This is a genomic window from Chengkuizengella sediminis, assembly GCF_010078385.1.
GTDB lineage: Bacteria > Bacillota > Bacilli > Paenibacillales > KCTC-33759 > Chengkuizengella > Chengkuizengella sediminis.
This window is the reverse complement of the sequence record NZ_SIJC01000003.1, coordinates 298,281-324,052: the sequence shown is the minus strand read 5'-3', so window position 1 is coordinate 324,052 and position 25,772 is coordinate 298,281. Positions and strand designations below refer to the sequence as shown.

The 25,772-nt window shown below is 35.3% G+C and carries 19 protein-coding genes; 13 read left to right on the top strand and 6 right to left on the bottom strand.

What is annotated here, in order from left to right; genetic code table 11:
• Positions 1-2: 2 nt before the first annotated feature.
• Together EPK97_RS08660 and EPK97_RS08655 are read right to left on the bottom strand one after the other, a co-directional pair.
• Positions 3-1,049, bottom strand: a complete 1,047-nt coding sequence (locus EPK97_RS08660; protein ID WP_162036216.1) for a bifunctional transcriptional activator/DNA repair enzyme AdaA — start codon at positions 1,047-1,049, stop codon at positions 3-5.
• 102 nt (positions 1,050-1,151) lie between these two features.
• Positions 1,152-1,883, bottom strand: coding sequence for an alpha/beta hydrolase (locus EPK97_RS08655; protein WP_162036215.1), 732 nt, complete (start codon positions 1,881-1,883; stop codon positions 1,152-1,154).
• Between the two features lie 434 nt (positions 1,884-2,317).
• Between EPK97_RS08655 and pdhA the strand changes: the two genes are divergently transcribed.
• The 10 genes from pdhA (at position 2,318) to EPK97_RS08605 (ending at position 12,258) form a co-directional block, all read left to right on the top strand.
• Positions 2,318-3,400, top strand: a complete 1,083-nt coding sequence (gene pdhA, locus EPK97_RS08650) for a pyruvate dehydrogenase (acetyl-transferring) E1 component subunit alpha (protein ID WP_162036380.1) — start codon at positions 2,318-2,320, stop codon at positions 3,398-3,400.
• A 3-nt stretch (positions 3,401-3,403) separates the two neighbouring features.
• Positions 3,404-4,381, top strand: coding sequence for an alpha-ketoacid dehydrogenase subunit beta (locus tag EPK97_RS08645; RefSeq protein WP_162036214.1), 978 nt, complete (start codon positions 3,404-3,406; stop codon positions 4,379-4,381).
• 16 nt (positions 4,382-4,397) lie between these two features.
• Positions 4,398-5,714: a dihydrolipoamide acetyltransferase family protein gene (locus EPK97_RS08640; RefSeq protein WP_162036213.1), complete on the top strand. Its 1,317-nt coding sequence runs from the start codon at positions 4,398-4,400 to the stop codon at positions 5,712-5,714.
• A gap of 2 nt (positions 5,715-5,716) precedes the next feature.
• Entirely contained in the window at positions 5,717-7,129 is a 1,413-nt protein-coding gene (gene lpdA, locus EPK97_RS08635) for a dihydrolipoyl dehydrogenase (RefSeq protein ID WP_162036212.1), read from the top strand.
• Between the two features lie 307 nt (positions 7,130-7,436).
• Entirely contained in the window at positions 7,437-8,177 is a 741-nt protein-coding gene (gene pdaA / locus EPK97_RS08630) for a delta-lactam-biosynthetic de-N-acetylase (protein WP_162036379.1), read from the top strand.
• Between the two features lie 136 nt (positions 8,178-8,313).
• Positions 8,314-9,327, top strand: coding sequence for an FtsH protease activity modulator HflK (gene hflK, locus EPK97_RS08625; RefSeq protein ID WP_162036211.1), 1,014 nt, complete (start codon positions 8,314-8,316; stop codon positions 9,325-9,327).
• Positions 9,324-10,199 (top strand): protease modulator HflC, encoded by an 876-nt coding sequence (gene hflC / locus EPK97_RS08620; RefSeq protein ID WP_162036210.1) that lies wholly within the window; start codon positions 9,324-9,326, stop codon positions 10,197-10,199. The genes hflK and hflC overlap by 4 nt, the downstream gene beginning before the upstream one ends.
• Positions 10,200-10,396: 197 nt before the next feature.
• Complete coding sequence (gene motA / locus EPK97_RS08615; RefSeq protein ID WP_162036209.1) at positions 10,397-11,212, top strand: flagellar motor stator protein MotA; 816 nt, start codon at positions 10,397-10,399, stop codon at positions 11,210-11,212.
• Positions 11,187-11,939, top strand: a complete 753-nt coding sequence (locus EPK97_RS22370; RefSeq protein WP_162036208.1) for an OmpA family protein — start codon at positions 11,187-11,189, stop codon at positions 11,937-11,939. Before motA ends, EPK97_RS22370 begins: the two co-directional genes overlap by 26 nt.
• Positions 11,940-11,967: 28 nt before the next feature.
• Positions 11,968-12,258: a hypothetical protein gene (locus EPK97_RS08605; RefSeq protein ID WP_162036207.1), complete on the top strand. Its 291-nt coding sequence runs from the start codon at positions 11,968-11,970 to the stop codon at positions 12,256-12,258.
• 375 nt (positions 12,259-12,633) lie between these two features.
• On the opposite strand, the gene EPK97_RS08600 is transcribed toward EPK97_RS08605, so the two are convergent.
• Together EPK97_RS08600 and EPK97_RS08595 are read right to left on the bottom strand one after the other, a co-directional pair.
• Positions 12,634-13,566 (bottom strand): hypothetical protein, encoded by a 933-nt coding sequence (locus EPK97_RS08600; RefSeq protein ID WP_162036206.1) that lies wholly within the window; start codon positions 13,564-13,566, stop codon positions 12,634-12,636.
• A gap of 519 nt (positions 13,567-14,085) precedes the next feature.
• Positions 14,086-19,791: a DNRLRE domain-containing protein gene (locus EPK97_RS08595; RefSeq protein ID WP_240903755.1), complete on the bottom strand. Its 5,706-nt coding sequence runs from the start codon at positions 19,789-19,791 to the stop codon at positions 14,086-14,088.
• A gap of 244 nt (positions 19,792-20,035) precedes the next feature.
• Here EPK97_RS08595 and EPK97_RS08590 point away from each other — a divergent pair, with 244 nt between their 5' ends.
• Both EPK97_RS08590 and EPK97_RS08585 read left to right on the top strand, forming a co-directional pair.
• Positions 20,036-20,827, top strand: coding sequence for a LysM peptidoglycan-binding domain-containing protein (locus tag EPK97_RS08590; RefSeq protein WP_162036204.1), 792 nt, complete (start codon positions 20,036-20,038; stop codon positions 20,825-20,827).
• A gap of 177 nt (positions 20,828-21,004) precedes the next feature.
• Entirely contained in the window at positions 21,005-22,021 is a 1,017-nt protein-coding gene (locus EPK97_RS08585) for a LysM peptidoglycan-binding domain-containing protein (protein ID WP_162036203.1), read from the top strand.
• 46 nt (positions 22,022-22,067) lie between these two features.
• Here the strand turns inward: EPK97_RS08585 and EPK97_RS08580 are convergent, their stop codons facing one another.
• Together EPK97_RS08580 and EPK97_RS08575 are read right to left on the bottom strand one after the other, a co-directional pair.
• A complete protein-coding gene (locus EPK97_RS08580) occupies positions 22,068-22,892 on the bottom strand; it encodes a hypothetical protein (protein WP_162036202.1) in 825 nt (274 codons plus the stop codon).
• A 9-nt stretch (positions 22,893-22,901) separates the two neighbouring features.
• On the bottom strand, positions 22,902-24,983 hold the full coding sequence (locus EPK97_RS08575; protein ID WP_162036201.1) for a M1 family metallopeptidase: 2,082 nt from the start codon (positions 24,981-24,983) through the stop codon (positions 22,902-22,904).
• A gap of 230 nt (positions 24,984-25,213) precedes the next feature.
• Here EPK97_RS08575 and EPK97_RS08570 point away from each other — a divergent pair, with 230 nt between their 5' ends.
• Complete coding sequence (locus EPK97_RS08570) at positions 25,214-25,714, top strand: YwhD family protein (RefSeq protein WP_162036200.1); 501 nt, start codon at positions 25,214-25,216, stop codon at positions 25,712-25,714.
• The last annotated feature ends 58 nt before the right edge of the window (positions 25,715-25,772 follow it).

Below are 25,772 nucleotides of genomic sequence, written 5' to 3'. Positions count from 1 at the left end.
GTTTATCCTCCTTGTTTTTCGTGCTGAATAAGCCATTTTTTACGTGTCAGTCCGCCGCCATAACCGCCTAACTCACCGTTTGTGTTGATGACGCGGTGACATGGAATGACAATTGCGAGTTGATTTGCGCCATTTGCCTGAGCAACAGCACGAAAGGCGGATGGCTTTCCAATTGCAGCAGCAATGTCAGAATAAGACGTTGTTTTACTGTAGGGGATTTTTTTTAATTCTTCCCACACACTCTTTTGAAAAGGAGATCCGAGCAAAAAAAGTGGAGTTTTGAACTCCCTTAACCCCCCTTTATAATACTGAATTAGTTCCCTTTCAATTAAACGAATCGGTTCCGTGTGACCTGGAATAATCGTTGATTTTGTTTTCTGTCTAAGGCGTTCAACTTCACGTTCCAGTCCTCGACGATCTACAAATTCTAAAAGGTAAAGCGCTTCGTCATCCGCAATAGCTACCATCGGGCCAAGTTGAGTATCTATCCACGATGCCCTTAGGATGTTATTACTCCCCACTAAAGTAGGCGCGGCACCCATAATACGAGAAAAAGCATCTCTAAATCCGCTACTAGATTCATACCCCGATGAAAGTTGTGCCTCAATCACAGCTTCACCTGATCTGATTTGTTTCATGGCTAGTCCCATTCGTCTTGCCCTTGCATACTGAACGAATGTCATACCAAATCTTTTTTTGAACTGGCGCCGCGCTGTTGAGGCATCAACGGATAATTCTTGAAAATCTTTATCCTTCCATCGCTTCTCAGGATTTTCTTCAACCGCCTCTACGAGCATTTTTACAATCTCTGAAACATGATTAGGATGAGAAAGTGGGCGACAGCGTTGGCAAGGGCGAAATGAAGCTAGAAGTGCTTGTTCGGCAGAGACGTAAAATTCGCAATTTTCGAATTTAGGTTTTCTGGCTGGACATGTAGGTCGACAAAACACACCTGTTGTTTTTACTCCTACAAAAAAGACCCCTTCATATTCTGTTTTTTTATCTATCAATGCCTGGTAATATTCTTTTTTAAGTTCAGCTGTTATCATTATTTTACCTCCAGCCTTTAACGTTTAGATTTATTCTAATTATATCGAGTTCGTAAAATTCCGTAGCCGAAAATCAGGCATTGATTTTTTTGATTCCACTCATCAACGCTTCAAAAAATATTTCAGTATCTCATCAAGCTCATTTTGCCAAAAACCCCACAAGTGCTCCCCGTCTTTTTCAACATATTTTAGCTTCGTTTTTTTCTCTAATAAAATTTCTTTCGTTACGCGATTGGCTTGTAGAAAATCAAAAGTGGCTCTTTCCGTTTGTACCACGTCCTCTTGCAATCCAATGATCATATAAAGCTCTAACCAAGATAAGTCATCTTCTAACTCTATACGAGCTTGTGTACGGTCTAAAAAAGCGCCAGATAAAGAAATCACTTTTTGAAAAAGATTAGGATGATCTAAAGCAAGATGCAGAGATACTGTTCCTCCTAATGAGTCACCTGCAATGATCCGCTCACTCACAAGATTTCTTACAGGATATTTTTCTTCTATAAATGGAAGGAGCTCATGAATGAAAAACTCCTTATAAATCTCAAAACGTTCTCCTTCTGGAGCGTATTCAGAAGTTCTTTTTGATAATTTCACATCAACTCCTACGATAATAACAGGCTCTAAATCTTCCTCTAAAATAAGCCGAGTTGCATGTGTAGCAATTCTGCCAAAATTGAAAAACTGTTCGCCATCTTGGCAATATATCACAGGATATGAAGACAACTCATTATATCCTGGAGGTAGATAAACTCGTAAACTTCTTACATCATCTAATATTGTGGATTGGATCTGCTCTTTATTTATTATTCTTTTGTAATAACGAGTATCGTTCATAACCATCAACCTTCCATTTATTCAGAGTAATTTTATTAAATTCAGCACAAAATGATCATGATAAGCAAAAGGACTTTTTTCCCTTCTTTCCATTGTCAAATGAAACACAATCTATTTTAAGTATTATTAAAATCAATTATTTTATTTGTAACATAAGGATAGGGAAATTCATATCTGTAATATATAATTCTATATACTGTTATATTCAATGAATGTTTAGTTTATTAATAAAATGGTCAATCACCTCCTTTATTATTTTAAAACAGTATGATAATATTAGTATAACAGCAATAATAACAATACTTAATCAGCTGAATGCAGGCCATTTTTTAATTATAATACTAGGCCTGATCTACATTGTTGATGTTCTGATTTATAAAAAAATTAAAAAATTACAATAGAGGTGAAAATTCACTATGGAACATGTTTCAGTAATGGACAAAGCGAGTTATGAGGTTCGCACAAATAAAGTAGAACTTTTATCTATCCTTTCATTGGATGGCACAGTTAATAAAGAACTTATGCCAAATCTTAGTGACGATCAGTTAAGGGAATTAATGAGAAGAATGGTTTTCACTAGAACTTGGGATCAAAGAGCAATTAGCTTACAGAGACAAGGAAGGTTAGGTTTTTATGCACCTGTCTCAGGACAAGAAGCTTCTATGGTTGGAAGTGAGTTCGCTTTAAATAAAGAGGATTTTGTATGTCCTGGTTATAGAGATATGCCGCAAATCGTATGGCACGGTTTACCCATGTACCAAGCATTCCTATATTCCAAAGGTCATCAGCATGGTGGGGAGGTTCCTGAAGATGTAAATGTACTCATGCCGCAAATTATCATTGGTGCTCAGATTGTACAGAGTGCAGGTGTAGCAATGGGACTTAAAAAGCGTGGCAAAAAAAATGTAGTCATTACATATACGGGGGATGGAGGAAGCTCACAGGGTGATTTCTATGAGGGAATGAACTTTGCTGGTGCTTTTAAATTGCCTGTTATATTTGTAGTGCAAAACAATGGTTACGCGATTTCAACGCCATCATCAAAACAAACAGCTGCAGAAACGATTGCCCAAAAAGGGTTGGCTGCTGGGATTAAGTCTGTACAAGTAGACGGAATGGACGTACTTGCTATGTACAAAGCAGTTCAAGATGCTGCTGAAAGAGGTCGCAACGGAGAAGGTGCTACATTAATCGAAGCCATCACTTATCGTTTTGGACCACACTCCATGTCTGGTGATGATCCAACGAAATACCGTACGAAAGATGAAGAATCAGAATGGGCATTGAAAGACCCAATCGTACGTTTCCGTAAATATTTAGAAACGAAAAACCTTTGGTCAGAAGATGATGAAAAGAACACGATCGAAGATGCAAAACAAACGGTAGCTGATCAAATCAAAAAAGCAGAATCAACAGCAAAAATGACGATACCTGATCTTATAGATAGCATGTTTGAAACAACACCACCACATCTTGAAGAACAAAAAAAAGCTTACTTAGAGAAAGAGGGGAATTAAGTTATGGCACAAATGACAATGATTGAAGCCATCAAAGATGGAATGAGAGTTGAACTAGAAAGAGACGAAAATGTACTACTATTCGGTGAAGATGTAGGGCATGTCGGCGGTGTATTCCGTGCTACTGAAGGACTGCAAAAACAATTCGGAGAAGATAGAGTCTTTGATACCCCATTAGCAGAATCAGGAATTGGTGGATTAGCACTAGGATTAGGTGTACAAGGGTTCCGTCCGATTGCAGAGATTCAATTTATAGGTTTTATTTTTGAAGCGATGGATTCTATTTGTGCACAAGCATCTCGCATGCGTTATCGTTCAGGTGGGAAATATAATAGCCCTATTACGTTTAGAACACCATTTGGAGGCGGGGTTCACGCACCAGAACTTCATACAGATAGCCTAGAAGGTTTAATGATGCAAACACCTGGAATCAAGGTTGTAATTCCTTCCAATCCATATGATGCAAAGGGATTATTGATTTCTGCCATTCGTGATAACGATCCAGTATTTTTTATGGAGCATTTAAAATTATACCGTTCTTTCAGAGACGAAGTGCCTGAGGGCGAATACACAGTACCGATTGGAAAAGCAAACGTTGTTCGCGAAGGCAGTGATGTCACCATTATTACTTATGGTAATATGGTTCATACTTCGTTAAAAGCAGCAGAAGAATTAGAAAAACAAGGCGTTCAAGCAGAAGTGATTGATCTACGTACTTTAATGCCTTTAGATATAGATACCATTGTTCAGTCAGTGAAAAAAACCAACCGTGCCATTGTAGTTCAAGAAGCACAAAAAACGTCAGGAGCTGCAGCGGAAATTATGGCTCAAATTAATGAAAAAGCCATATTACACTTAGAAGCTCCAGTCATCAGAGTAACAGCACCTGATACAGTTGTAGCTTTCGGACAAATCGAGAAAGAATGGCTGCCAAATGAGAAAAAAGTGATCGCAGGTGTAAAAGAAGTAATCAATTTCTAAAAGGGAGGTTCATAAATTGGGACTTTTTCAATATAAAATGCCGGAATTAGGCGAGGGTTTACATGAAGGAGAAATCGTAAAATGGAACGTAGCTCCAGGAGATACGATCAATGAAGACGATATTCTAATGGAAGTTCAAAACGATAAAGCTGTCGTTGAGGTTCCTTCACCAGTGACGGGTAAAATTGCTGAATTAAAAGTAGAAGAAGGTACGGTAGCTGTAGTTGGTGATATATTAGCTACGATCGAAGTTGAAGGAGAAGTAGAAGGAAGTGCAGATGAGCCTGCTGCTGAAGCTCAAGCGGAACCAGAACAGCCTTCTAACGAAGTGGTTGCTGAGGTAACACCAGATGAAGTATCCACTCAGGCACCTACTCCAGTAGATCATAGAGAAGTTCTTGCAACGCCAAGTGTTCGTAAACTTGCAAGAGATAAAGGTATACAGATTGATCAAGTTCAGGGTACTGGAAAAAATGGACGTATTACGAAAGAAGACGTTCTTTCCTTCTCTGCAGGAGGAACTGCAGTACAAACAGAAGCAGCACCAATTGAAGTTTTAGTTGAAACGGAACAACCAAAACAAGCCGAAGCGCCAGCAGCAGGTACAGCAGCTGTATCCGTAGGTGTAGAAGAACTAGAAGAAAGAGTTCCATTGAAAGGGATACGTAAAGTCATTGCGAATGCGATGGTTAAATCCGTATATACTGCGCCCCATGTTACGATCATGGACGAAGTAGATGTTACAAAACTTGTCGAATATAGAGAACAAGTGAAACCGTTAATGGAGAAAAAAGGCATCAAAGTAACGTACTTGCCTTATATCGTAAAAGCTTTGGTTGCTGCTTTACGTGAATATCCAGTTTTAAATACATCCATTGATGATGATAAGCAAGAAATTGTATATAAAAAATACTTTAACATCGGAATTGCTACAGATACGGACAATGGTTTAATGGTTCCTGTAGTTAAAAATGCAAATGCGAAAAACATTTGGACCATTGCCCAAGAAATTAAAGATTTATCAACGGGAGCTCGTGAAGGTAAATTGACAACAAATGAGTTAAAAGGAAGTACGATGAGTATCACAAATATTGGTTCTGCTGGCGGAATGTTTTTTACACCAGTTATCAATCATCCTGAAGTTGCTATCTTAGGAACAGGACGTATTACGGAAAAACCTGTTGTAAAAGATGGAGAGATCGCAGTCGGAAAAGTGATGGCATTGTCCTTAAGTTTTGATCACCGCATTATTGATGGTGCAACAGCTCAATATGCAATGAATTACATTAAACAGCTATTAGAAGATCCACAATTGTTAGTCATGGAGGTGTAAACATGGTAGTAGGAGATTTCGTTGAAGAGGTTGACGTTCTAGTTGTAGGTGCAGGACCAGGAGGGTATGTAGCAGCCATTCGTGCTGCTCAACTTGGTAAAAAAGTAACGATTGTAGATAAAGATGCACTTGGTGGTGTATGTTTAAATCGTGGTTGTATTCCATCTAAAGCTTTAATTTCAGCTGCAGAGAAATATGAATCACTAAGCCATGGAGCAGACATCGGAATTCAAGCGGATAATGTGAAAATAGATTATGCTAAGGTACAAGCATGGAAAGACGGTATTGTCCAAAAACAAACAGGCGGTGTTGGATTCCTACTTAAGGGAAACGATGTTGAAATTTTAAGTGGAGAAGTATTTTTCATTGAAGAAAATGTAGCGAGTGTAAGCAACGAGAAAGAAGGTAAACGTTTAAAATTTAACTCCTGTATTATTGCAACAGGTACAAGACCGATTGAATTAAAGACCTTCCCCTTCGGAGATCGTATTATTTCTTCAACAGAGGCGTTATTATTACAAGAAATTCCGAAAAGCATGGTTGTAATCGGTGGAGGATATATTGGAATAGAGTTAGGGCAAACTTATGCAAAGTTTGGAACAAAGGTAACCATTTTAGAAGGAGCGGACACGATCTTACCAGGTTTTGAAAAAGAGATGACTCGTTTTGTCAGCAAAAATCTAAAAAAATCCAACGTAGAAGTGTATAACAATGCGATGGCGAAAAGCTCAGAGGTAACAGACAATGATGTGACTGTGACCTTTGAAGTGAAAGGCGAAGAAAAACAAGTGACAGCGGAATATGTGCTTGTTACTGTAGGTCGTCGTCCAAACACTGATCAACTAGGTCTTGAAAATATTGGAGTGAAATTGACGGATCGGGGATTAGTGGAAATTGATCATCAATGTAAAACTAGTGTACCTAACATTTATGCGATAGGTGATATCGTAGAAGGTTATGCGCTAGCACATAAAGCTAGTTATGAAGGAAAGGTTGCTGCAGAAGTGATTGCGGGTCAACCTAGTATCATTGATTATAAAGCGATTCCTGAAGTTGTATTTTCTGATCCAGAGATGGCGAGTGTTGGATTGAAGGAAAGAGATGCGAAAGAAAAGGGAATCGAAATTGTAATGAATAAATTTAATTACGGCGGTAACGGTCGTGCGATGTCCAAAAACGCTACAGATGGATTTGTAAAAATCATTGCAGAAAAAGAAACAGGTATCGTGCTCGGTGGACAGATTGTAGGTCAAGAAGCTTCCAACTTAATTGCTGAACTTGGTTTAGCTGTGGAAATGGGTTCAACCTTAGAGGATATTTCTTTAACCATACATGCGCATCCTTCACTGGGTGAAATTGTAATGGAAGCAGCAGAAGGTGCGTTAGGCCATGGAGTTCATCAAATAAAAAAATAAATGATTTCATTAGTTTTATACAATAGAATGATGAATGATACTAAGAATGTAGTTTTAAACAATTGAATTACATTCAGAGTATTGAATTGCGGGACGTGCTAATGGATAGAGTACATTAGCACGTTTTTTACAATGTGCGCAAAAATACCAACCGTTAAGACAGGGGATAAACAATAACCATCTTTGGAATATTAACCATGACAAAGGTTTTCTTTCAGTGGAGAATTAAATTTAGGAGGAAAAAACAGTGAAGAAAACAAAACAAGTAAGGTTATTGGTTTGTATATGTGTAATATTCGGTTTGGTGATGAGTGCAAACTTTGTTAATAGCGTGTTTGCGTATACGGACGTTTATCATTTTGGATTAAAGAAGAGTCGTAATGGCGAGCCTGCATCAATAGAACAAGAGGGTTTTATAGACCTTTTAAAAAAACACGATGCTATTTTTCTCGGAGATACATCTAAAAAAGTATTGTATCTAACATTTGATAATGGATATGAAAATGGGCACACTATAAAAATTTTGGATGTATTAAATAAAAAAAGGGTACCCGCTGTTTTTTTTGTGACAGGTCAATATGTAAAAGAACAACCTGAGTTATTAAAACGAATGGTAAATGAAGGGCACTTAATTGGTAATCATTCTTGGGGACACCCTGATATGTCTACTATTTCTGATGTTCGTGTTGAGGAAGAATTGGATAAGGTAAGGGTTGCTGTGGCAGAAGTGACAGGGCAGTGGCAAATGGAATATATGAGACCCCCGAGAGGGATTTTTAATGATCGAGTTCTGGAAATCAGCAGCAAGTTAGGATATACGAACGTGTTCTGGTCTTTAGCCTATAAAGATTGGGATACCAAAGCTCAAAAGGGATGGAAGTACGCTTATGACAATGTCATGAGACAGCTTCATCCGGGTGCTGTGGTTCTTTTACATTCCGTATCTCAGGATAATGCAGAAGCTTTGGGAAGCATTATTGATGATGCTCGTAAACAAGGGTATTCGTTTAAACGGCTAGATGAATTGAGTGTGAAGAATTATCAGTGAGCTGTTCCCTCACTCTTTGTTTATTGAGGTTGGGTTTCTTTTGTGGATTATTTGAAACTAGACTGTTACAATAACGTATAGAATGATTACTATTATCATACATAATATTGGAAAGAAACAGAGAGGGGAAATAAACATGGAAGTCATTAATGGAGATGGGAAGTCATCTAACTCCCAGATGCCTCCTTTACCACCAGGAACGATCAAAAAAGTGGTAGCAGGACTTATAGTAGTTTTAATTGTTTTAGCCGGTATAACGATGTTTTATACCGTAGAGGAGCAAGAGCATGCTGCAATCTTAACATTTGGGAAATATACAGATACTGTAGTGGAATCAGGACTGCATTTTAAAGCACCTTATCCAATTCAACAGGTCGTTAAATTACCAGCTAAAAGAACTCAGCAAATTTATATCGGTTACGATGTGATCAATGGTCAAACCGTAGCAAAAGAGGAAGAAGCCCTAATGATCACAGGGGATGAAAACATCGTTTCCGCAGACGCAGTTGTCGAGTGGAGAATTAGTAATGTTCGAGACTATTTATACAACATTGAGAACCCAGAAGAATTTCTTAAAAATTCAGCTATTGCATCCATTCGTTCTGTGATGGGGTCTACGAATTTAGATTTTGCAATTACAGAAGGTAAAACACAAATTCAAAGTGATGTGTATGAAAAATTAATTAAATTACAGGAAGTTTATGCTACAGGTATTCAAGTCATGGATATTAAATTTCAAGATATAGAACCGCCTGAAGGGGAAGTTCAAGCTGCATTTAAAGCTGTTACAGATGCAAGAGAAGAAAAGAATACGAAAATTAATAATGCTCAGGAATATATGAATGATCGTTTGCCAAAAGCTAGAGGGGAAGCACAAGCATTAATTGAAAACGCAGAAGCAGAGAAGAAATCTCGTGTATTAAACGCACAAGGTGACGTTGAAAAGTTTAACGCTATTTATACTGAATACGCGAAGAGTCCTACGATTACTGAAAATCGCTTAGTGATAGAAACGTTAGAAAAAATTCTTCCAAATGCAAAAGTTGTAGTTACAGATGATTCAGGGGATACCGTAAAATATTTACCTTTAAATGAACTAACAAACAGTAAATCTACGAATAAATCATCACAAGGAGGAGAGGGACAATGAAAAATCAAAGAAAATTAATAACAGCAATTATCGTTGTAGCTTTAGTTATTTTATTGGGATTTACCTCTCTCTTTATTGTGAATGAAGGGGAATACAAAGTAGTATTACAATTTGGTGAAGCGGTTCAAATTTATGAAGACCCAGGGATTAAATTTAAAATTCCATTTATCCAATCGGTGACTTCACTTCCAAAAAGACAAATGTTATATGATAGCAATCCAACACCGATTTTAACAAAGGACAAAAAACCGATCGAAGTGGATAATTATACGGTCTGGAGAATTGAAAATCCGATACAATTTTTACAATCAGCACAGACGATAAGTAATGGTGAAAAAAGAATTGACAATGCTGTATATAACACCGTAAGACGTAAATTGTCTGAGATTGATTATGGAGATATAATTAGTGAGACTGGATCTGCACGTGGCGATTTAAACAAACTAATTTCCGATGAAGTGGCAAGTGTATTAGAACGTGATAAATATGGAATCAAAATTGTAGATGTTCGTATTAAAAGAACTGATTTACCGAATGAAAATAAAGAGAGTGTATTTAAGCGAATGATCTCAGATCGTCGAGCAATTGCTGCTAGATACCTTTCAGAGGGTGATGAGGAATATCGTAAAATCACTTCCAATGCAGATCGTTTAGCGAAGGAGCTTATAGCGGAAGCTCAAGCAACTTCTAAGAAAATCATTGCTGAAGGAGAACAAGAAGCAGCAAGTATCTACAATGCAGCTTATGGAAAAGATGCTGATTTTTATAAATTGTATCGTACATTAGAAAGTTATTTAACCACCTTCCAAGGTGAACCGATCATTATGTTACCAATTACATCACCATATGCACAGATTTTATTAGGAAGATAACAATGTAATACCAATATAGTAAATTTGTAGATCTTATGAACTAATTCGAAGTATAGGAGTCCTTTTATTAGGAAGAAACTCCTATACTTTTAATTATTTAATCAGCAGGATTTTATTTATTCTTGTCGAAGTTTGTTTGATACAACGAAAAAAGAACTTATATTGGCGTTTGTTATCACATTTAAGGAGATCAGCATATGAACAAAAGTACAATGATTGGTTTATTAATTGGATTACTCTCATTAGGTTTTGGAATGGTATTAAAAGGTGCAAGTCTTTTATCTTTATTTAATTCTGCTGCAATTCTTATCATCATTGGAGGAACTATCGCATCTGTCATGATAGGTTTCCCAATGTATGAGCTAAAAAAAATTCCTCAATTATTTAGAATTCTTTTTACAGAACAAAAATTATTGACACAACAAGAAACAATAGCTGTATTTAAGGACTGGGCGATGATAACAAGAAGAGAAGGGTTGCTTGTTCTTGAAAATAAAATGAATGATATTGAAGAACCATTTTTGAAAAACGGGATGCGAATGATTATTGATGGTAATGATCCCGATTTTGTTAGAGAGGTATTAATGGAAGATATATCTGCAACTGAAAACAGACATGAGGCTGGAGCGCAAATCTTTACACAAGCGGGCACTTATGCACCTACTTTAGGTGTGCTAGGGGCTGTTGTTGGTTTAATTGCAGCTTTGAGTACTTTAAATGATGTAGATATATTAGGCCGTTCTATTGCCGCTGCATTTATCGCAACTTTATTAGGTATTTTCACGGGGTATGTGTTATGGCATCCATTTGCCAATAAGTTAAGACGTTTATCTCAAAGGGAAATTGAGTTGAAACTTATGATGGTTGAAGGTTTACTTTCTATTCAATCAGGTATTTCAAGTGCTGCGATTCAACATAAGTTATCCGTTTTTCTTCCTCAAAATGAACGTGATCAGGATGGGAAAGGAAGTAAGGAGAGTGTAGCCGGTGAAACGTACGCGGAAGTTAGATAATCACACTAAAATCGATGAATCCTGGCTCATCCCATATGCAGATTTACTAGTTTTGTTACTTGCTTTATTTATTGTGCTTTTTAGCTCAAGTGAAATTGATGCTGAAAAGCTCAAAAGGGTTGCAAGCTCTTTAAATGCCTATTTAGATGGGGGCACGAGTATACTAGAAGGAGATACTAAGGTAAAATCAGCTGATAATTTTGATAACGGAGATTTAACTTCGATTGATGAAACGAATTTCACTCCACATTATAAATATGATTTAGAGAGTTTAAAAAATCAGCTGCAGGCATACATAGATAACAATGAATTGACCTCTCAATTAAAATTAGAAATGGATAAATATTTGCTAAAGTTAACGATCAGTGATAATACTTTGTTTGAACCTGGGAGTGCGGATGTGAAATTTGAATCTAGAAAACTAGCGGTCACGATTGCAGAGTTGCTCGAGAAATATCCAGACTATGAAGTGTTAGTAGCAGGACATACAGACAATATTCCACACCATTCAGTACAATTTGAATCGAATTGGGAGCTTAGTTCAACAAGAGCTTTGAATTATATGCGAATTTTATTAGAGAATGAAAAATTAGATCCGCGAAACTTTAGTGCAATTGGATATAGTGAATATCATCCTGTTGATACGAATGATACCCCGGCAGGGCGTGAAGCTAATCGCCGAGTGGAGGTACTGATTACAAAAGTACTAGATAGTACTCAATATTAGAGCGAACATAAAGAAGGATTGATGTAACATGGGTGTGAAATTTGCAAGAGAATACGATGATATTGTTTCAGATTTATCCGAAGCGATCGCAAACATTCCACAATTTTATGATTTTTTAGAAATGGAAGAAAACGATTGGGGAAGTTTAGATGAGTCAGGGCAAAAAGAGTACCTTAAAACGTTAACAGATGATGTGTTTTATGCTCTAGGTTCTATCAGTCAAATCAGAATAGGACTAGGTACCATTACATATGAGAAAAGTAAACATAGGATTAAAGTAAAAGTAAATAACATCATTAATGTAGTTAGTTTAATTTAATTACATAAATAGAACAGCCATTACAAATGATTCATATCCATTGTAACGGCTGTTTTTTAATTAAATACAAACCAAAATGACCATTCAATTGACTTACCATACTCCTTTAATTATTAAAATGCCAGCAATGATGATAAGAAGTGTACCGTAAGTAAAAGTGGATTCAAAAAGAATGATGAACAGTGCAATTTTGAGAACTTTGAACCCATTTTTATCATCAGGAAGTTCATCTTTTAATAAATAAATTATATTTAAAACCTAAGCTATCAATCCTGCTATGAGTATTAGTGTTCCTATAATCATTTAATGTACTCTTATTTAGTTTCAACTGGAAAAACACTTGAATGATCATCTTTAAATTTGCTTTGAGCCATGTTATAAATTGTTTTCAAAAACATAGCCGTTTTCCCAAGTGCCAATAAATAAATATTGATCATCGTTACTAAATTCAGCAAAACATGCATAAGGAACATCTTCAATGAATATGGTTTCTAAATCCTCAAATCTTAAGATAAATATCCTATTACTGTAAGTGAGTGCAATGAATTTTCCATTAGTCGAAAGATAGATGTGATAAAAGTATCCTGTCGCTTCCTGACATTCATGATCGACAATAGTTACTTTCTTCAATACATTTTTAAAGCTTGAGTCAACTAAGATGATTTCATAATTAATAACCAGAATATACGCATTTGCTACTGAGTTAAAGATAATCGATTCCCAGTATAAAATTTCTTCATTACTTATGACCTCAATGGATTGTTTATTAATTGGTTCTTTAACTTTAATCATTTTGTTTACTCTATATCCTTTTTCATTCACATAATCTAATGTAAATAAATGAAAATTACCTTTTTTGGAGTAATGGTTGTGACTAATTATAGAGTCTTTGTATTTTAATTCTGTCAGTATTATTTTTTCCCCAGAATTGATGTTTATAGCTACAATTTGCTCTTCTTGATTTATTTGCAGAGTGTCAAGAATCGTTTCATTGTCTTGAGTAAAAGTAAAATCTCTTTCAAGGAACTTAAAAGATTTATTTGATTTTAAGACCTTCACTAACTGAAAGTTATCCGTCTTATAAACCCAAATTCCGCCAGTTGTTTTTTTGATTAATAAATACTCACTATTTGGAGAAAATCTTATTCTGCCTGGATCTGAAGGTTTGTTTAAAACAATAACTTCTTTAAATGAATTTACGTCATATACAATCGTTTTACTATTGTTATGACATAAGAATTTTTTATCTGGAGATAATTTTAATTCATAAGAAGTTTTTAATTTTTTTATCAAATTCATTTGAAACATGATTTATTCTCCTTAAAATGGTGAAGTTGCACTTTTTGCTAATAACTACACTTTAATCTCATTTAGAACTCAGTCATTTTTTTGTTTTTTATTGTTATTGGAGTTATTATAGCCTTTATTCATGATTTTATTAACTGTCTCATAATACAATCTATGCACCTTTCTTTAATAGTAATTTAGCCTTACTTGAAAACCGACATCACACAATTTTCGTTGCGACTCTTGCATTTCTCACTTAAAATTCCCTCATACTATGTTTCAGTATCTATTGTTCCTGCAAGAAGTGATGAACAATCAATGTCAATATATTTAAGTAATTTATATAATAATATTATATATCATTCTTACAAATTTTGTTTTTAAGATTTAATAGGACATCTAGAGATATGATTGAGGAAAAGCCATCTACTCACTTAACAGTAGATGGCTTTAAGGAATATAGTTGCATAAATTAAATCTAAATTTGAGTTTTAGTTAAAAGTTCTGTTTTTTTATCCATTTGAAACATCGTTTACTCCCTTAAAAAGGTGAGGTTGCACTTTTTGCTTTTAACCATACTTTAATTGTGCCTAAAGCTGCTATTACTTTTTTTCTGTTTGTACTGTAACTGGACTTATAGTTGTAGACTTTCTTCATGATGAGATTAACTGTATCATAATATAAATAGTAATGAGTTCTTCTATGCATCCCTGTTTTAATACTAACTAAGTTTTGAGAACTATTAACTGAAAGACCGACTTTAGTCAATATGCTTCTTGATGGTGCTGCCTTCCAGTGTTTTTGTGCAACTATATGATGTACCTCATATTTAGATCTATATCTTGGTTTTGTTTTTACTCTAGCAAAACTTTGATCTATTAATTTCCCCACAGCATTAAGTGACTTAATAGCATAATAAATCAACCATGCACCTAAAAAAGCTAAAACAGCTGCATAAGCTAGAGGAATAGCAAAATGTCCAGATGGATCGACATACATAATAGGGTTGTTTTCCACATATGAATATTGATTTAAACTTAATGGATTATCTTCAAATCCTTGGAACGTGTCTCTGGTTAAGAATCGCGAATCTTCAGCATCGTAATAACGTGCCATCAAGTAATATAATCCAGTTCCTTCATCATAACGATAACTTGCATAACGATATGGGTTTTCAGACGCTAGTGCACCAGATTGAGATAGGATGTTCCCCCATGCATCGTACTCATACGATGCAACAATATTACCGCTGCTATCTGTTAGTGAAGTTACATCCCCATGACCATTGATATGATAATGGTAAGTTACACCATTTTTCGTCATGGTGACAGGATTTCCTTGTGCATCCCAAGTGTATTCGGCAACTATAATATTATTCTCATCTGTTTCATAAATGACCTGATCTCCATCATAATGGAAGTTCACTGTTCCAGTAGATGTGGTCATAGTTGTGCGTTTTCCTTCGCTATCATAATCAAAGGTAGCAACTGTGGTTCCACCAGCATCTTTTACTTCGATAAGACGATTATTTTCATTATATACATAAATTTGATCACCGTTATTAGTTAAGTTCCCATTCTGATCATAACTATACGATTGTCCATTTACATCAATTAACTGATTTCCTGCATCATAGAGATAATCGGTTGTTGACTCGCCTGAACCATTTGTAACGATTTTTTTAGTTCTGTTACCTACAGAGTCGTATTGATATTCAATGTTCGTTCCATCTAATAATGTTTCTTGAACGAGACGGTTTAAATCATCATATTGATACGAAATATTCCCTTGATTTGTGGAAACACCTGTCCAATTCCCATTTGCATCATACGTATAACCATATTGATATAAAACTTCACCATTTGCATTATAGTTTCTTAAAGATTTTAACCGATTGTTAGCATCATATTCATAGGCAGTATACGTACCATTGGAACGAATAGTAGAAGTAATATTTCCTCTTTCATCATAAACAAACTCAACAATTTCGCTATTATTTAGACTCATTGCAGTAAGTTGATCAAGTTTGTTATATTCAAATTGATTTGTAAATTGGTCTGTACCAACATTTGCCGTGAATGACGTTTTATTTCTCATTTGATCATAAACATAATCGATGACGTTTGTTGATCCTTTAGCTTTTTGAATCAAACTTCCGTTCTTGTCGTAATTATAAGTTGTCGTATTACCTTTATCGTCTGTCTCAGAAGTTACATAACCGTTAGCATCATATGCAAAGTTCCATTTTTCTACACCATTATAAATAATTTTATTGAGTTGATTTAACGCGTTATAATCGTAAGAAATAGAGTCACCGTTTGGATGTGTGAGTTTTGTTTGTCCACCATTACGGTTATATTCGAACTGAGTCACTTGATTTAAAGGATTAATGATACTAGAAACCTGATTAAATTCATTATATTGATAATGGGTCCCTTGATTTTTAGCATCTGTAACGGTTGTACGATTTCCTACTTCATCATAACCATAGAGGGTTTCATTGAAGTTAGGATCAATCACTTTAGTTAATAAATTACGAGCATCATATTCAAAATTCATATTCTTTCCTAGTCCATTTGTGACACTTGTTTGATTACCGACAGTATCATATTGGAATGAAGTTGAATCTCCTAAAGGACTACTTACACTTGTCTGATTCCCTTGATTATCATAAGAGAAAGTTGTGTGTGATGCTCCCATTTCTAATCGCATGGCATCAAACCAAGCGGTTCCGATTTGATCAAAATAGTAATAATACACATCTACAGATGTAAATGATTTTGAAGGTGTTACTTCAGCTGCAATATGCTGCCATCCTTCTTCTTTCTTGTCAAAATCGTGTGCGTTTGTCCAGTCTATGGTTCCATCTGTATTGTGAATGGCAATCTGTATTCCGTAAAATGAACCTGATAAATCCATATCGATTTGTTTAGACCAACCGGATAAAGTGAACGGTGTATTTGCATCACCAGAAACCGAAATCGTTTGTTTAATAAATTTATCATTTCCAATTTCTCCAGTGATCCTAAATGAAGTATTCCCTGTTAAAGATTCTGTTGTATCAAGGACATCATTGACAGATAAATTATTGCTTGTTTCCCAGTTATCAGGAAGATGATCACCATTCGTATCTTTTTCAAAACTTGAATTTTCTACAAGATTATATGCACTTAGAATGGTTCCTTTTTCTATCTGAATTCCATCAAAATAAGCTTTACCTGTACCAGGACCAAAGTCTAATCCGGCACGGATATAGGCTGTATTTGCAGGGACATCATCAATGACTGCTTGCATACGTGTCCAATCATGGGTTCCTTTAAGGCCATAGGAGAATGTTTGACCTAACCAAGCATTCTGGCTGTTATAAAAATCAATTTTAATTTTAGCTTCATTAGTAATATTTTCTGTTTTGATATACCCGCTAACCACATAGTTCTCATTTGGATTATATGAGCTTTCTTCTGATTGAACAACTGTCCATCCTGTTGGATCAGAAATACTGATCGATTTATTTCCAACAAAGGATTCATTTTCCCATTGGATAGTCGCTGTTTTTCCAGTTTCAATAAGTGATTGCCATTGATCTGGCCAATTATCATTATTTTCGTCATTTTCAAGATTCGAATTAGGAACTAAATTGTTTGCTGCAGACATAGGATGAGTCATGTAGCTTAAATTTCCAGATTCATCATAACGTTGTGCGACAGACTGTTGGTACGGATCAAATGATTCTAATTGGTTATTGTTACTGTCATAATCAAATTCAGAGACGTTATTATTAAAGTTATTTTCTTCAATTAAATTGTTCTGTTGATCATAAGTGTAAGCAGCTGTTTCACCCTCAGGCAACTGAACGGAAGTGATATTTCCATTTGCATCATAGGTATATACATACGCTTCACCCGTTCCAGCACGATTTGCTTTAGGATCAACTACTTTTGTTAAGTTGTTATTATCATCATAAAAGAAAGTAGTAACAGATTTATTCTGAGCATCTAATGGATTTCTTGATATTTGAACTATATTACCATTTGCATTATACGTATAATCTACACGATTTCCTTCACCATCAATAACAGTAGTTACTGTATTTGCAGTATCATAAGCAAACGTAGTTGTGCTTGTTTCAGCAGCACCATTGATTGTAATCGGTCGATTAATATCTTCAACACGATCAGATTCATCATAATTGATCGTAGTTGTAATATTACGTCCATCTGTGACCGTTTTAAGATTATGATCTGCAACATAAGTCATGATAGTAGCTATACCAGCAGGATCAATGACTTCGATTAAGTTATCTGCTGCATCATACTCATATGTTGTGATACGATTCGCTGGATCGGTAATGCTAGATACTAATCCATTCGTATGATAAGCATAAGTGGTAACACGTCCAGCATTGTCTTGAATGGAGGTTAGTTTATCCGCTGCATCATATACATAGGAAATCGTATTGCCATTTGGATCAACAATGGAACTGATTTTTCCATTTGTATTAAAACTCGTTTTTGTACCATCTGCATTTGTTATTGTATAAGTTCCATCCTGATTTTTTTCAAGATCAACATATAAACCACCTGGTGTAATATATCCACCGCCAATTTGTTGACCGAAGATATGACGTGTATTATCCCCGTCAATTAGCGTGATTGGACCCTCTCCTGAATCAACAATTAACGCTTCAGTATTACTCCACCAACCGTAACCAAACATCCCTTTATGCCAAGATTTTCGGCTGTTGTACGTGCGAGTTACATCTACATTAAGTCCTTGTCCAGGAATGGAAACATCTATTGCTGGTAAAACTAAGTTTCCGTTTGCAGGATTCACACCATCTTCTGTAGTACTCCAGAAATCTTCATATCCGATTGGATCTACTGTATAGTTAATTGAAATTCTAGGTGTCATATTTCCGCTGTTCACAGAGTTAAAAGTACGGTATGGTGATTGTACCTCTTCACCCCATTGGATTAACATAAAACCGAAATTTTCTTGAACACCGTTATACCAATCTTTTGTTAATTGAGTGATTTCCCATTCCCAATATTCATTGACTGTATTAGTTGAAGCTGTAAACTCCTCAACCCCTCCTAAAGAAGGTTGTGAATTCCAAGTCGTATTTGAAGAATCCCAATCACTTGTGATACGTTCTAAATCTATAGTAGCTGTTGAACTATCATTTTTTACTTGGTAAGCGAAAAATGATGCGTTTTGAATACTGCTATCACTTGGAAGAGCAGGTAAAACAAATTCAACTAATGATCTAGTTGCACCGAAATACCCATGATAACCTGTAGTTAAAAAGGTTTCACTAGGATAGACTGAATCAGGGAAATTACTTGCAATAAACAGATCACGAATGACATTCCAATCATTGATTGTAGGGTCAATTGTAACTGGATATTGTGTTTCAGGATCCTCTAAAAATGCAGAGTCTGCAATCACATCTACATAAGTTTTCCCTTTTTCTTCTCTCAAGGTAAGAGTAACATCATCAGAATACTTTCCATTAGCATCTGTCATATAAGGTTTTTCCAAATAGAATTGTTCTACACCTTTATTATCGGTAAATAGAATCATTCCATTTTCATTTGTTTCAGCTTTAAGACCTTTTAATTTCAATTCGAAGGTAAACGTATTTTCAACAGGTGTATTATGCAGGATAATGTCTTCTTTCACTGCATTACCATTTAGTTGATAACGAATATCTACGTTGTCATAAATTCCTTCATACGTAATTTCATTATCTTTTAATTTTCCTTTTGCTTTTTTTGCATTTACTGGAATTAAAGAGATTGATTTTCCTTTTTTTTCAACGGAAACAAGCTCGTTATTTCCAGATTCGTTAGCAAATGTAGTCTTTACGTCATTTGCAGTATTTTCATATTTCTTTTTATCTTTATCTTTGGCTTTTAACTTATTATCAATTTTTTTCCACTTTTTATCGGATGGATCTTGATAAAATTGTGGTTCCAAAAATATCTCCTCAGTAAAGCTACCATCTGGATTCAAGTAACGAGAAGAATATTTTGTTCTTTTATTGGTTAATTCTAGCTTTTCTTTTGGTAGTTTATTAGGGATTTCACCTATATTTGCTACTTCTGATTTTTGTTGCTTTTCTGCCTCTGTGTTTAGTTTTGATTGCGCATTTGCAACACTAACACCAATCATGTTGAAAACTAAAATAATAGATAGAAATAAAGCCGTATACTTATAAAACTGTTTAAATGAAGCTTTTCTCATTCCCACTGAATCGAACTCCTTTTATTATATTTTTGATATATCCGAACAACAAATACGAGTATATCATTCTATCTATACCAAAATATTGGGATTTGTGAAGATTTAGTGAATATTATTTATCACTCACTATCTATTTTGAAGGAAGGGTGTACAGTGTACACTACTCAATTAGGCGAATGACGGGGTCAAAATGTCTTGGGTATACATACTTTAACTAAGAAAGATGTTTTGGAGGTTAAAGATTATGATCACCCATGTTATTAAAGAAGGAGAAAATTTGTGGGGTATATCTCAAAAGTACGGCGTACCATTACAAATGATCATGAAACAAAATAATCTTACTAGTGGAATTATTTATATAGGTCAAAGCTTGATGATTCCAACTATGGAGCAGACACATATAGTGAAATCTGGGGACACATTGTACGATATATCGCAAACCTACGGAATTTCGGTGAAAGAGATTATGGATACAAACAATTTAAGTAGTACTGTGATCTATGTAGGTCAAAAGTTAATCATCCCAAAAAAAGGCGAATGGTATATTGTCCAAAGCGGGGATACATTATTTGCAATCTCAAGTAAATACGGTGTTTCTGTACAAGAGATCGTGGATGCCAACAATCTGATTGACGCCGGTTATATTTATGTAGGTCAAACGTTATATATCCCTGTAAGTTCTGAACCTGCGGAACCATCACAACCAACAGAGCCACCAGAAGTAAATGTGTACATTGTCAAATCGGGAGATTCTTTAAACTTAATATCAAGTCAATCTAATGTACCTATCGATACCTTAATAAAAATCAACAATATATTAGATCCTGATAGTATTTATATAGGTCAAATGTTAATTGTTCCAATTGTACCGGAAACAGGCGAATATCACATCGTTGTACCAGGTGATACGCTAACTAAAATCGCAGAATACCATACTGTGAACCGGAATGAATTAATGAGGATGAATGGATTAACAGATCCGAATAAGATTAGAGTAGGTCAAGTATTGATGCTTCCTCCACCTGTACCCGCCTAATGTTTATGCCTTTTTAAGAAATCATAACCTTTGTGCAAAAAAACTCAAAAAATAGTCATTTATCACAAAAAATAGGCATTTGACCGAGGCAATTTATCACGGTTCTTCATACCTTATCAATGAGATAAATATTAGTTGAGTTAAAGTTTTATCAACATTAGGAGGTTTTTTTACATTATGATTTATGTAGTACAGGCGAATGATACATTGAATGGAATCGCTGCAAAATATGGAGTATCCGTTCAAGAAATTATGGAAGTAAATGGAATCACTGATCAAGATTATATTGTTATAGGCCAACAGCTTTATATACCTACAATGGGTGTTGCAGATACCTATATTGTTCAACCGGGAGATACGCTAAATGATATTGCGGCAGCATATAATGTTTCAGTATCTGATCTTATTCGATTAAATAATCTTCAGGACCCCAATATGTTATATGTGGGCCAAATGCTGAAAATACCATTACCTATGGAACCAGGTATGGAAATGGAAACTTATGTAGTACAGCCAGGCGATTCATTATATATGATTTCTCAAAAATTTGGGGTACCTATCGTTGACTTAGTTGAGATTAATAATATTACTGAAGAAAGTTACCTTTATGTAGGTCAAACACTGTACATTCCAATGGCACCACCAACACCAGAAGAGCCTGTAGCGGGAACTTACGTTGTACAGTCTGGTGACACATTAAACGCGATTTCACAACGTTCAGGTGTTTCAGTGGAAGATTTAATGGCAATTAATAATATTTCAGATCCAAATATGATTTATGTGGGTCAAGTATTATTAGTTCCTGTTCTTCCAGAGCCAGGTGTGGCGTACCATATCGTTAAACCAAGAGAGACGATTTGGAGAATTGCACGAATGTATGGTCTTAGAGCAAGAAGATTGATGAGATATAATAATATTACGGCTCCTTGGAATTTATATGTAGGTCAAGTGCTCTTGATTCCTGAAGTTATGTCTGAACCAGAAGAGCCAGAACCAGAGCCAGAACCAGAACCAGAGCCAGAGCCAGAGCCGGAAGAAGTTTATCATACAGTGATGGAAGGAGAAACATTTCGATCTATAGGGAATCAATATGGTATAACAGGTAGAGAGTTGGCAGATTACAATGGTATGCAGTTAGGAACTGCGCCCGAACCTGGCACTGTTCTTAAAATTCCACCTGCTTCAATGTCGTAAATTTACTTTATCCCCATTCTCAATAAATCCATAAAGCTCCGATCACCTATTGGGGCTCTTTTTTATGTAACCAAAAATGATACTGTGTATTTATTTCCCAAACTTTCAAATAAACCCTAATAAAATATTGGATTTGATTTACTATGATGGCAAAAAAACTTACCCATAAAATAGAGACAGAAAAAAATAAAGCTGTAAATACTCCAATGATAATTGTAATGATTAAACTTAAACCTATAGTGATTATCAAATTTTTCAACATAAATACAATAGGAGACACGATATTATTATTTGTCGTTTTTCCCCATTGAATATACATAAATAGGATATGGATAATCCAAGCATATACGATATAAGCCATCAATATAGGTGCAACATTCCAAAGTAATGAATTTGGTGTAGTATAAGTTTCTAGTGTATTTTTTAAAAATGAGAATATCCAATAAAGAGGTATGCTGGAGAGCAACAGATGGATGCAAGAGATGATAAAAAATGAACTCCCTAATTTAAAAACCCCCTGTAAAAACAATGGTTTACTAGAATGTGACTCCTTATGATGTATAGCATAATAAAGTCCTGCATTCATTAGGGGTGATACAATCCAGCGTATGCCTATGAAAATCAAAAGAGGGGCGAAGTACTTCATCATGAAATCTCCATCTGTGATCAAATACTGACCTTCTATAATAAATAACTGTCTAGCATCCATAATGTTAGGGTCTGGAAAACGTTGTGAAATTGAAACAATGACACTTTCAATCCATCGATATAAAAAGATCCCCCATACTAACTGATACATTGAAAATAATAATATATAAACTATATTTTGATTTGTTGTTTTCCATCCTTGTTTTATCATATTAACGATCATCATTTCACCTCACCACATCTTGGAGTTCAATATTATTTCAATCCATTGGATTAAAACTAAATTCCATCTAGTTTTTGTTTCTGAATTTATAGTAGTACTCTTAAAGTTATTGATATGTTTATTTTCTAAAATCACCGTATGTTCTGGATCAATCGCAACCCAATTTAAGGTGGATGAATGCGTAAATGTAAACATTTTATGTTCCTCTTTTCCTTCCCAGGTTTTTACTATGGAAGTCCCATCCTCAAAAGTGAATAATATGGACAATGGCTGATGGAATGTCGCACCATTTTTTTGAATCAACACTTGATGTTTATATAACGTTTGTTCTTCATTGATGATCTTGTTGATGTTAATCGATTGAACTGCATAATCAACCATTTTATTGTCATAAATAAATGTGTTGAAATACTGATCCCATTCCTGACCAGTGACGTCTTCTAATACAGCTTGAAAATCTTCCGTAGAGGGATGATTAAATTTCCAACGTTGGAAGTATGTTTTTAATACTTTGTTCATTTGAGCTGTGCCTATGATCTCCTCTATATCACGTAACACTAACTTCCCTCTAATATAAACGTTTTGAGCATATTCATTTTTATATTCGTATTCCCATGCATTTTGCTTAAGCGGTGCGGGTGAGGATACATAACTAGCTTCATAATGGGTTTTTGACCGTATTCCATATTCTTTTTCCATCACTTTATCCTCAGCATAAGAGGTAAAAGCTTCGTCTAACCAAGCCTCTTCAAATTCATTTGAAGCGACCATACCATACCAGAATTGATGTCCAATTTCGTGTATAATGACTCTTTCTAATGAACTATCTTTTTCCTTTTCTGAAGCAGACCATGCGGTTACTAATGTAGGGTATTCCATGCCACCAGCCCCATTTGCCCCATCAGGAGGGATAACGATAGATAAAGTAGGATAAGGATATTCACCATACCAATCTGTGAAGTTGTTTAAGGCTGATTTGGCAGCATATAAATAGCGTTCTTTTAGGTCACTGTGAAGGGGGTCCAAGTATAATTTGATGGTAACATCCTTAACATTTTCCGAACGATAAACTTCCTCTATGACCTTAAATTGAGGAGATGCAGACCATGCAAAATCATGGACATCTACGGCTTTATAATGATAAGTTTTACTGTTGCCAGCTTCCTCTAACTCTTGTCCAGAGGAAGTGGAATGATCAAAAGTTCCAATAATAGTTTGATCTATCGTACGATCGATTCTTGTTTCAGTTTTGTCTATCTGTACTCCCGTTGCAGCTACAATATAATTCGATGGAACTTTGATATTTACATCATAAGTACCAAAATTAGCATAAAACTCTGAATTACCATGGTATTGGTGCAAATTCCATCCCTCTGTATTTCGACCACGCATTCCTTTTTTTTCGTAAGCTGCAATCTTCGGAAACCACTGACCAGCCATAATGAAATCTCCTGCATATCCCATCCTTGCAAAAACATAAGGTAATTGAACGGTAAACGTCATATGAAGCGTGATTTCTTCACCGGGCAAAACAGATTGTGAGAGTTTCAATCCCATTAATGTATAGTCATTTGGATTTCCGTCATCAGGTTGTATAAAAAAGGTTTGCTGTGTTAATTCCGCTCCACTATCTATCCTTATGTTGTGTATAGTCATACTTCCAAAGCTGTCTTCTTTCATTTCGTCGTTTCTTAAACTGCCCCCTGATTCAATTATGAAGCTGGTTTTTTTGGATTGAAACGCATTCGGATATAAGTGGAAATAGATTTCATTCACAGGTTGTTTTCCTGGGTTAATCCAAGTTAATTTTTGAGAACCGAGCAGCTTCTTATTTTTTTCATCCAGCTCTACATCAATGTTGTAATGAACTATTCTTGAACTGAGTGGTTTTGAATGGTCTGGATAATCTAATTGAATAAATTCAGTTTGTTTCCCGAGGACAGAACTCTCATCTAAAAAAGCTGGAGAGTTTCTTTCATTTTCATGATTGAATTGAACTGTGTTCCAGAGATTGATGAATATAAAATAGCTGAGCGTTAAAAAGGTTATAAAGATAAATACATATCCGAAAAATTTCATTTTTTGCAACATGTCATTCCACCTCAGTTATATTTTCAATGAGCGTACATGATTTAATGTATATGCTTATCCCACCTTTTGTAGTAGAGTGATTCCTAGATTGGTTGGTTATAATATTGAATTTCGCAAGGTGTTCCACTTGGGTGAAAGCATAATTTACAGAAAAAGTTTGTTTATCATCGATATTTTTTGTATGCTAAAAGTAGGTTACATCTAGTGAAGAATAGGACGGTGTTAGTCGAATGAACTTTGATAAAAAGGGGAAAAAGAATTTATCTTTGAATGTAGTTAGCAATAAAGAGCATAAAGGTTTTGGAGCGGGGACAATTAACCTTAGCCAAATGTCGAGTATGATCATTGATGGAGATAAAGCCTATATAGATATTGGGGCCTTACATGCGAAAAGTAAGGTGGAAAAAGGCATTAAATTTCTTACAGATAAAGAAGAAGTGCCTAACGGTAGGAAGTGTTGGATTGCATGGGTGGCCGTAGACCGCAAAGAAGAAGGTTCATATTATGCAGGTGTTACCGTATGTGAAATGCTGATTGATGAAGAAGCAAGAAGAGGGTGGAAGATTCTCGCTGATCATGTAAATAAGATGGACAAAGCGCTTAAGCGTAAATTTATTTTAGATGGTTTAGATGATACGGAGAAAACAGCCTTGCAAACAGCTCTAATGGAGCATAATCAAGAATGGTGGGAAAACTCTGGTGATGAGTTGAAAGAAGGGTTAAATACTTAGAGTTTGGAGTATACAAATAATGCATATAAACCTTGTACCCTCCCTTTTAATCGCAGCT

Excerpts from the sequence above, each read along its gene's own strand:
- EPK97_RS08600 (WP_162036206.1), bottom strand. The coding sequence starts at position 13,566 with ATGTTTCAAATGAATTTGATAAAAAAATTAAAAACTTCTTATGAATTA.
- EPK97_RS08570 (WP_162036200.1), top strand. The coding sequence starts at position 25,214 with ATGAACTTTGATAAAAAGGGGAAAAAGAATTTATCTTTGAATGTAGTT.
- EPK97_RS08655 (WP_162036215.1), bottom strand. The coding sequence starts at position 1,883 with ATGAACGATACTCGTTATTACAAAAGAATAATAAATAAAGAGCAGATC.
- EPK97_RS08645 (WP_162036214.1), top strand. The coding sequence starts at position 3,404 with ATGGCACAAATGACAATGATTGAAGCCATCAAAGATGGAATGAGAGTT.
- EPK97_RS08595 (WP_240903755.1), bottom strand. The coding sequence starts at position 19,791 with ATGAGAAAAGCTTCATTTAAACAGTTTTATAAGTATACGGCTTTATTT.
- EPK97_RS08605 (WP_162036207.1), top strand. The coding sequence starts at position 11,968 with ATGGGTGTGAAATTTGCAAGAGAATACGATGATATTGTTTCAGATTTA.
- pdaA (WP_162036379.1), top strand. The coding sequence starts at position 7,437 with ATGAGTGCAAACTTTGTTAATAGCGTGTTTGCGTATACGGACGTTTAT.
- lpdA (WP_162036212.1), top strand. The coding sequence starts at position 5,717 with ATGGTAGTAGGAGATTTCGTTGAAGAGGTTGACGTTCTAGTTGTAGGT.
- pdhA (WP_162036380.1), top strand. The coding sequence starts at position 2,318 with ATGGACAAAGCGAGTTATGAGGTTCGCACAAATAAAGTAGAACTTTTA.
- EPK97_RS08660 (WP_162036216.1), bottom strand. The coding sequence starts at position 1,049 with ATGATAACAGCTGAACTTAAAAAAGAATATTACCAGGCATTGATAGAT.
- hflK (WP_162036211.1), top strand. The coding sequence starts at position 8,314 with ATGGAAGTCATTAATGGAGATGGGAAGTCATCTAACTCCCAGATGCCT.
- EPK97_RS08580 (WP_162036202.1), bottom strand. The coding sequence starts at position 22,892 with ATGATCGTTAATATGATAAAACAAGGATGGAAAACAACAAATCAAAAT.
- EPK97_RS08585 (WP_162036203.1), top strand. The coding sequence starts at position 21,005 with ATGATTTATGTAGTACAGGCGAATGATACATTGAATGGAATCGCTGCA.
- motA (WP_162036209.1), top strand. The coding sequence starts at position 10,397 with ATGAACAAAAGTACAATGATTGGTTTATTAATTGGATTACTCTCATTA.
- EPK97_RS08590 (WP_162036204.1), top strand. The coding sequence starts at position 20,036 with ATGATCACCCATGTTATTAAAGAAGGAGAAAATTTGTGGGGTATATCT.
- hflC (WP_162036210.1), top strand. The coding sequence starts at position 9,324 with ATGAAAAATCAAAGAAAATTAATAACAGCAATTATCGTTGTAGCTTTA.
- EPK97_RS08575 (WP_162036201.1), bottom strand. The coding sequence starts at position 24,983 with ATGTTGCAAAAAATGAAATTTTTCGGATATGTATTTATCTTTATAACC.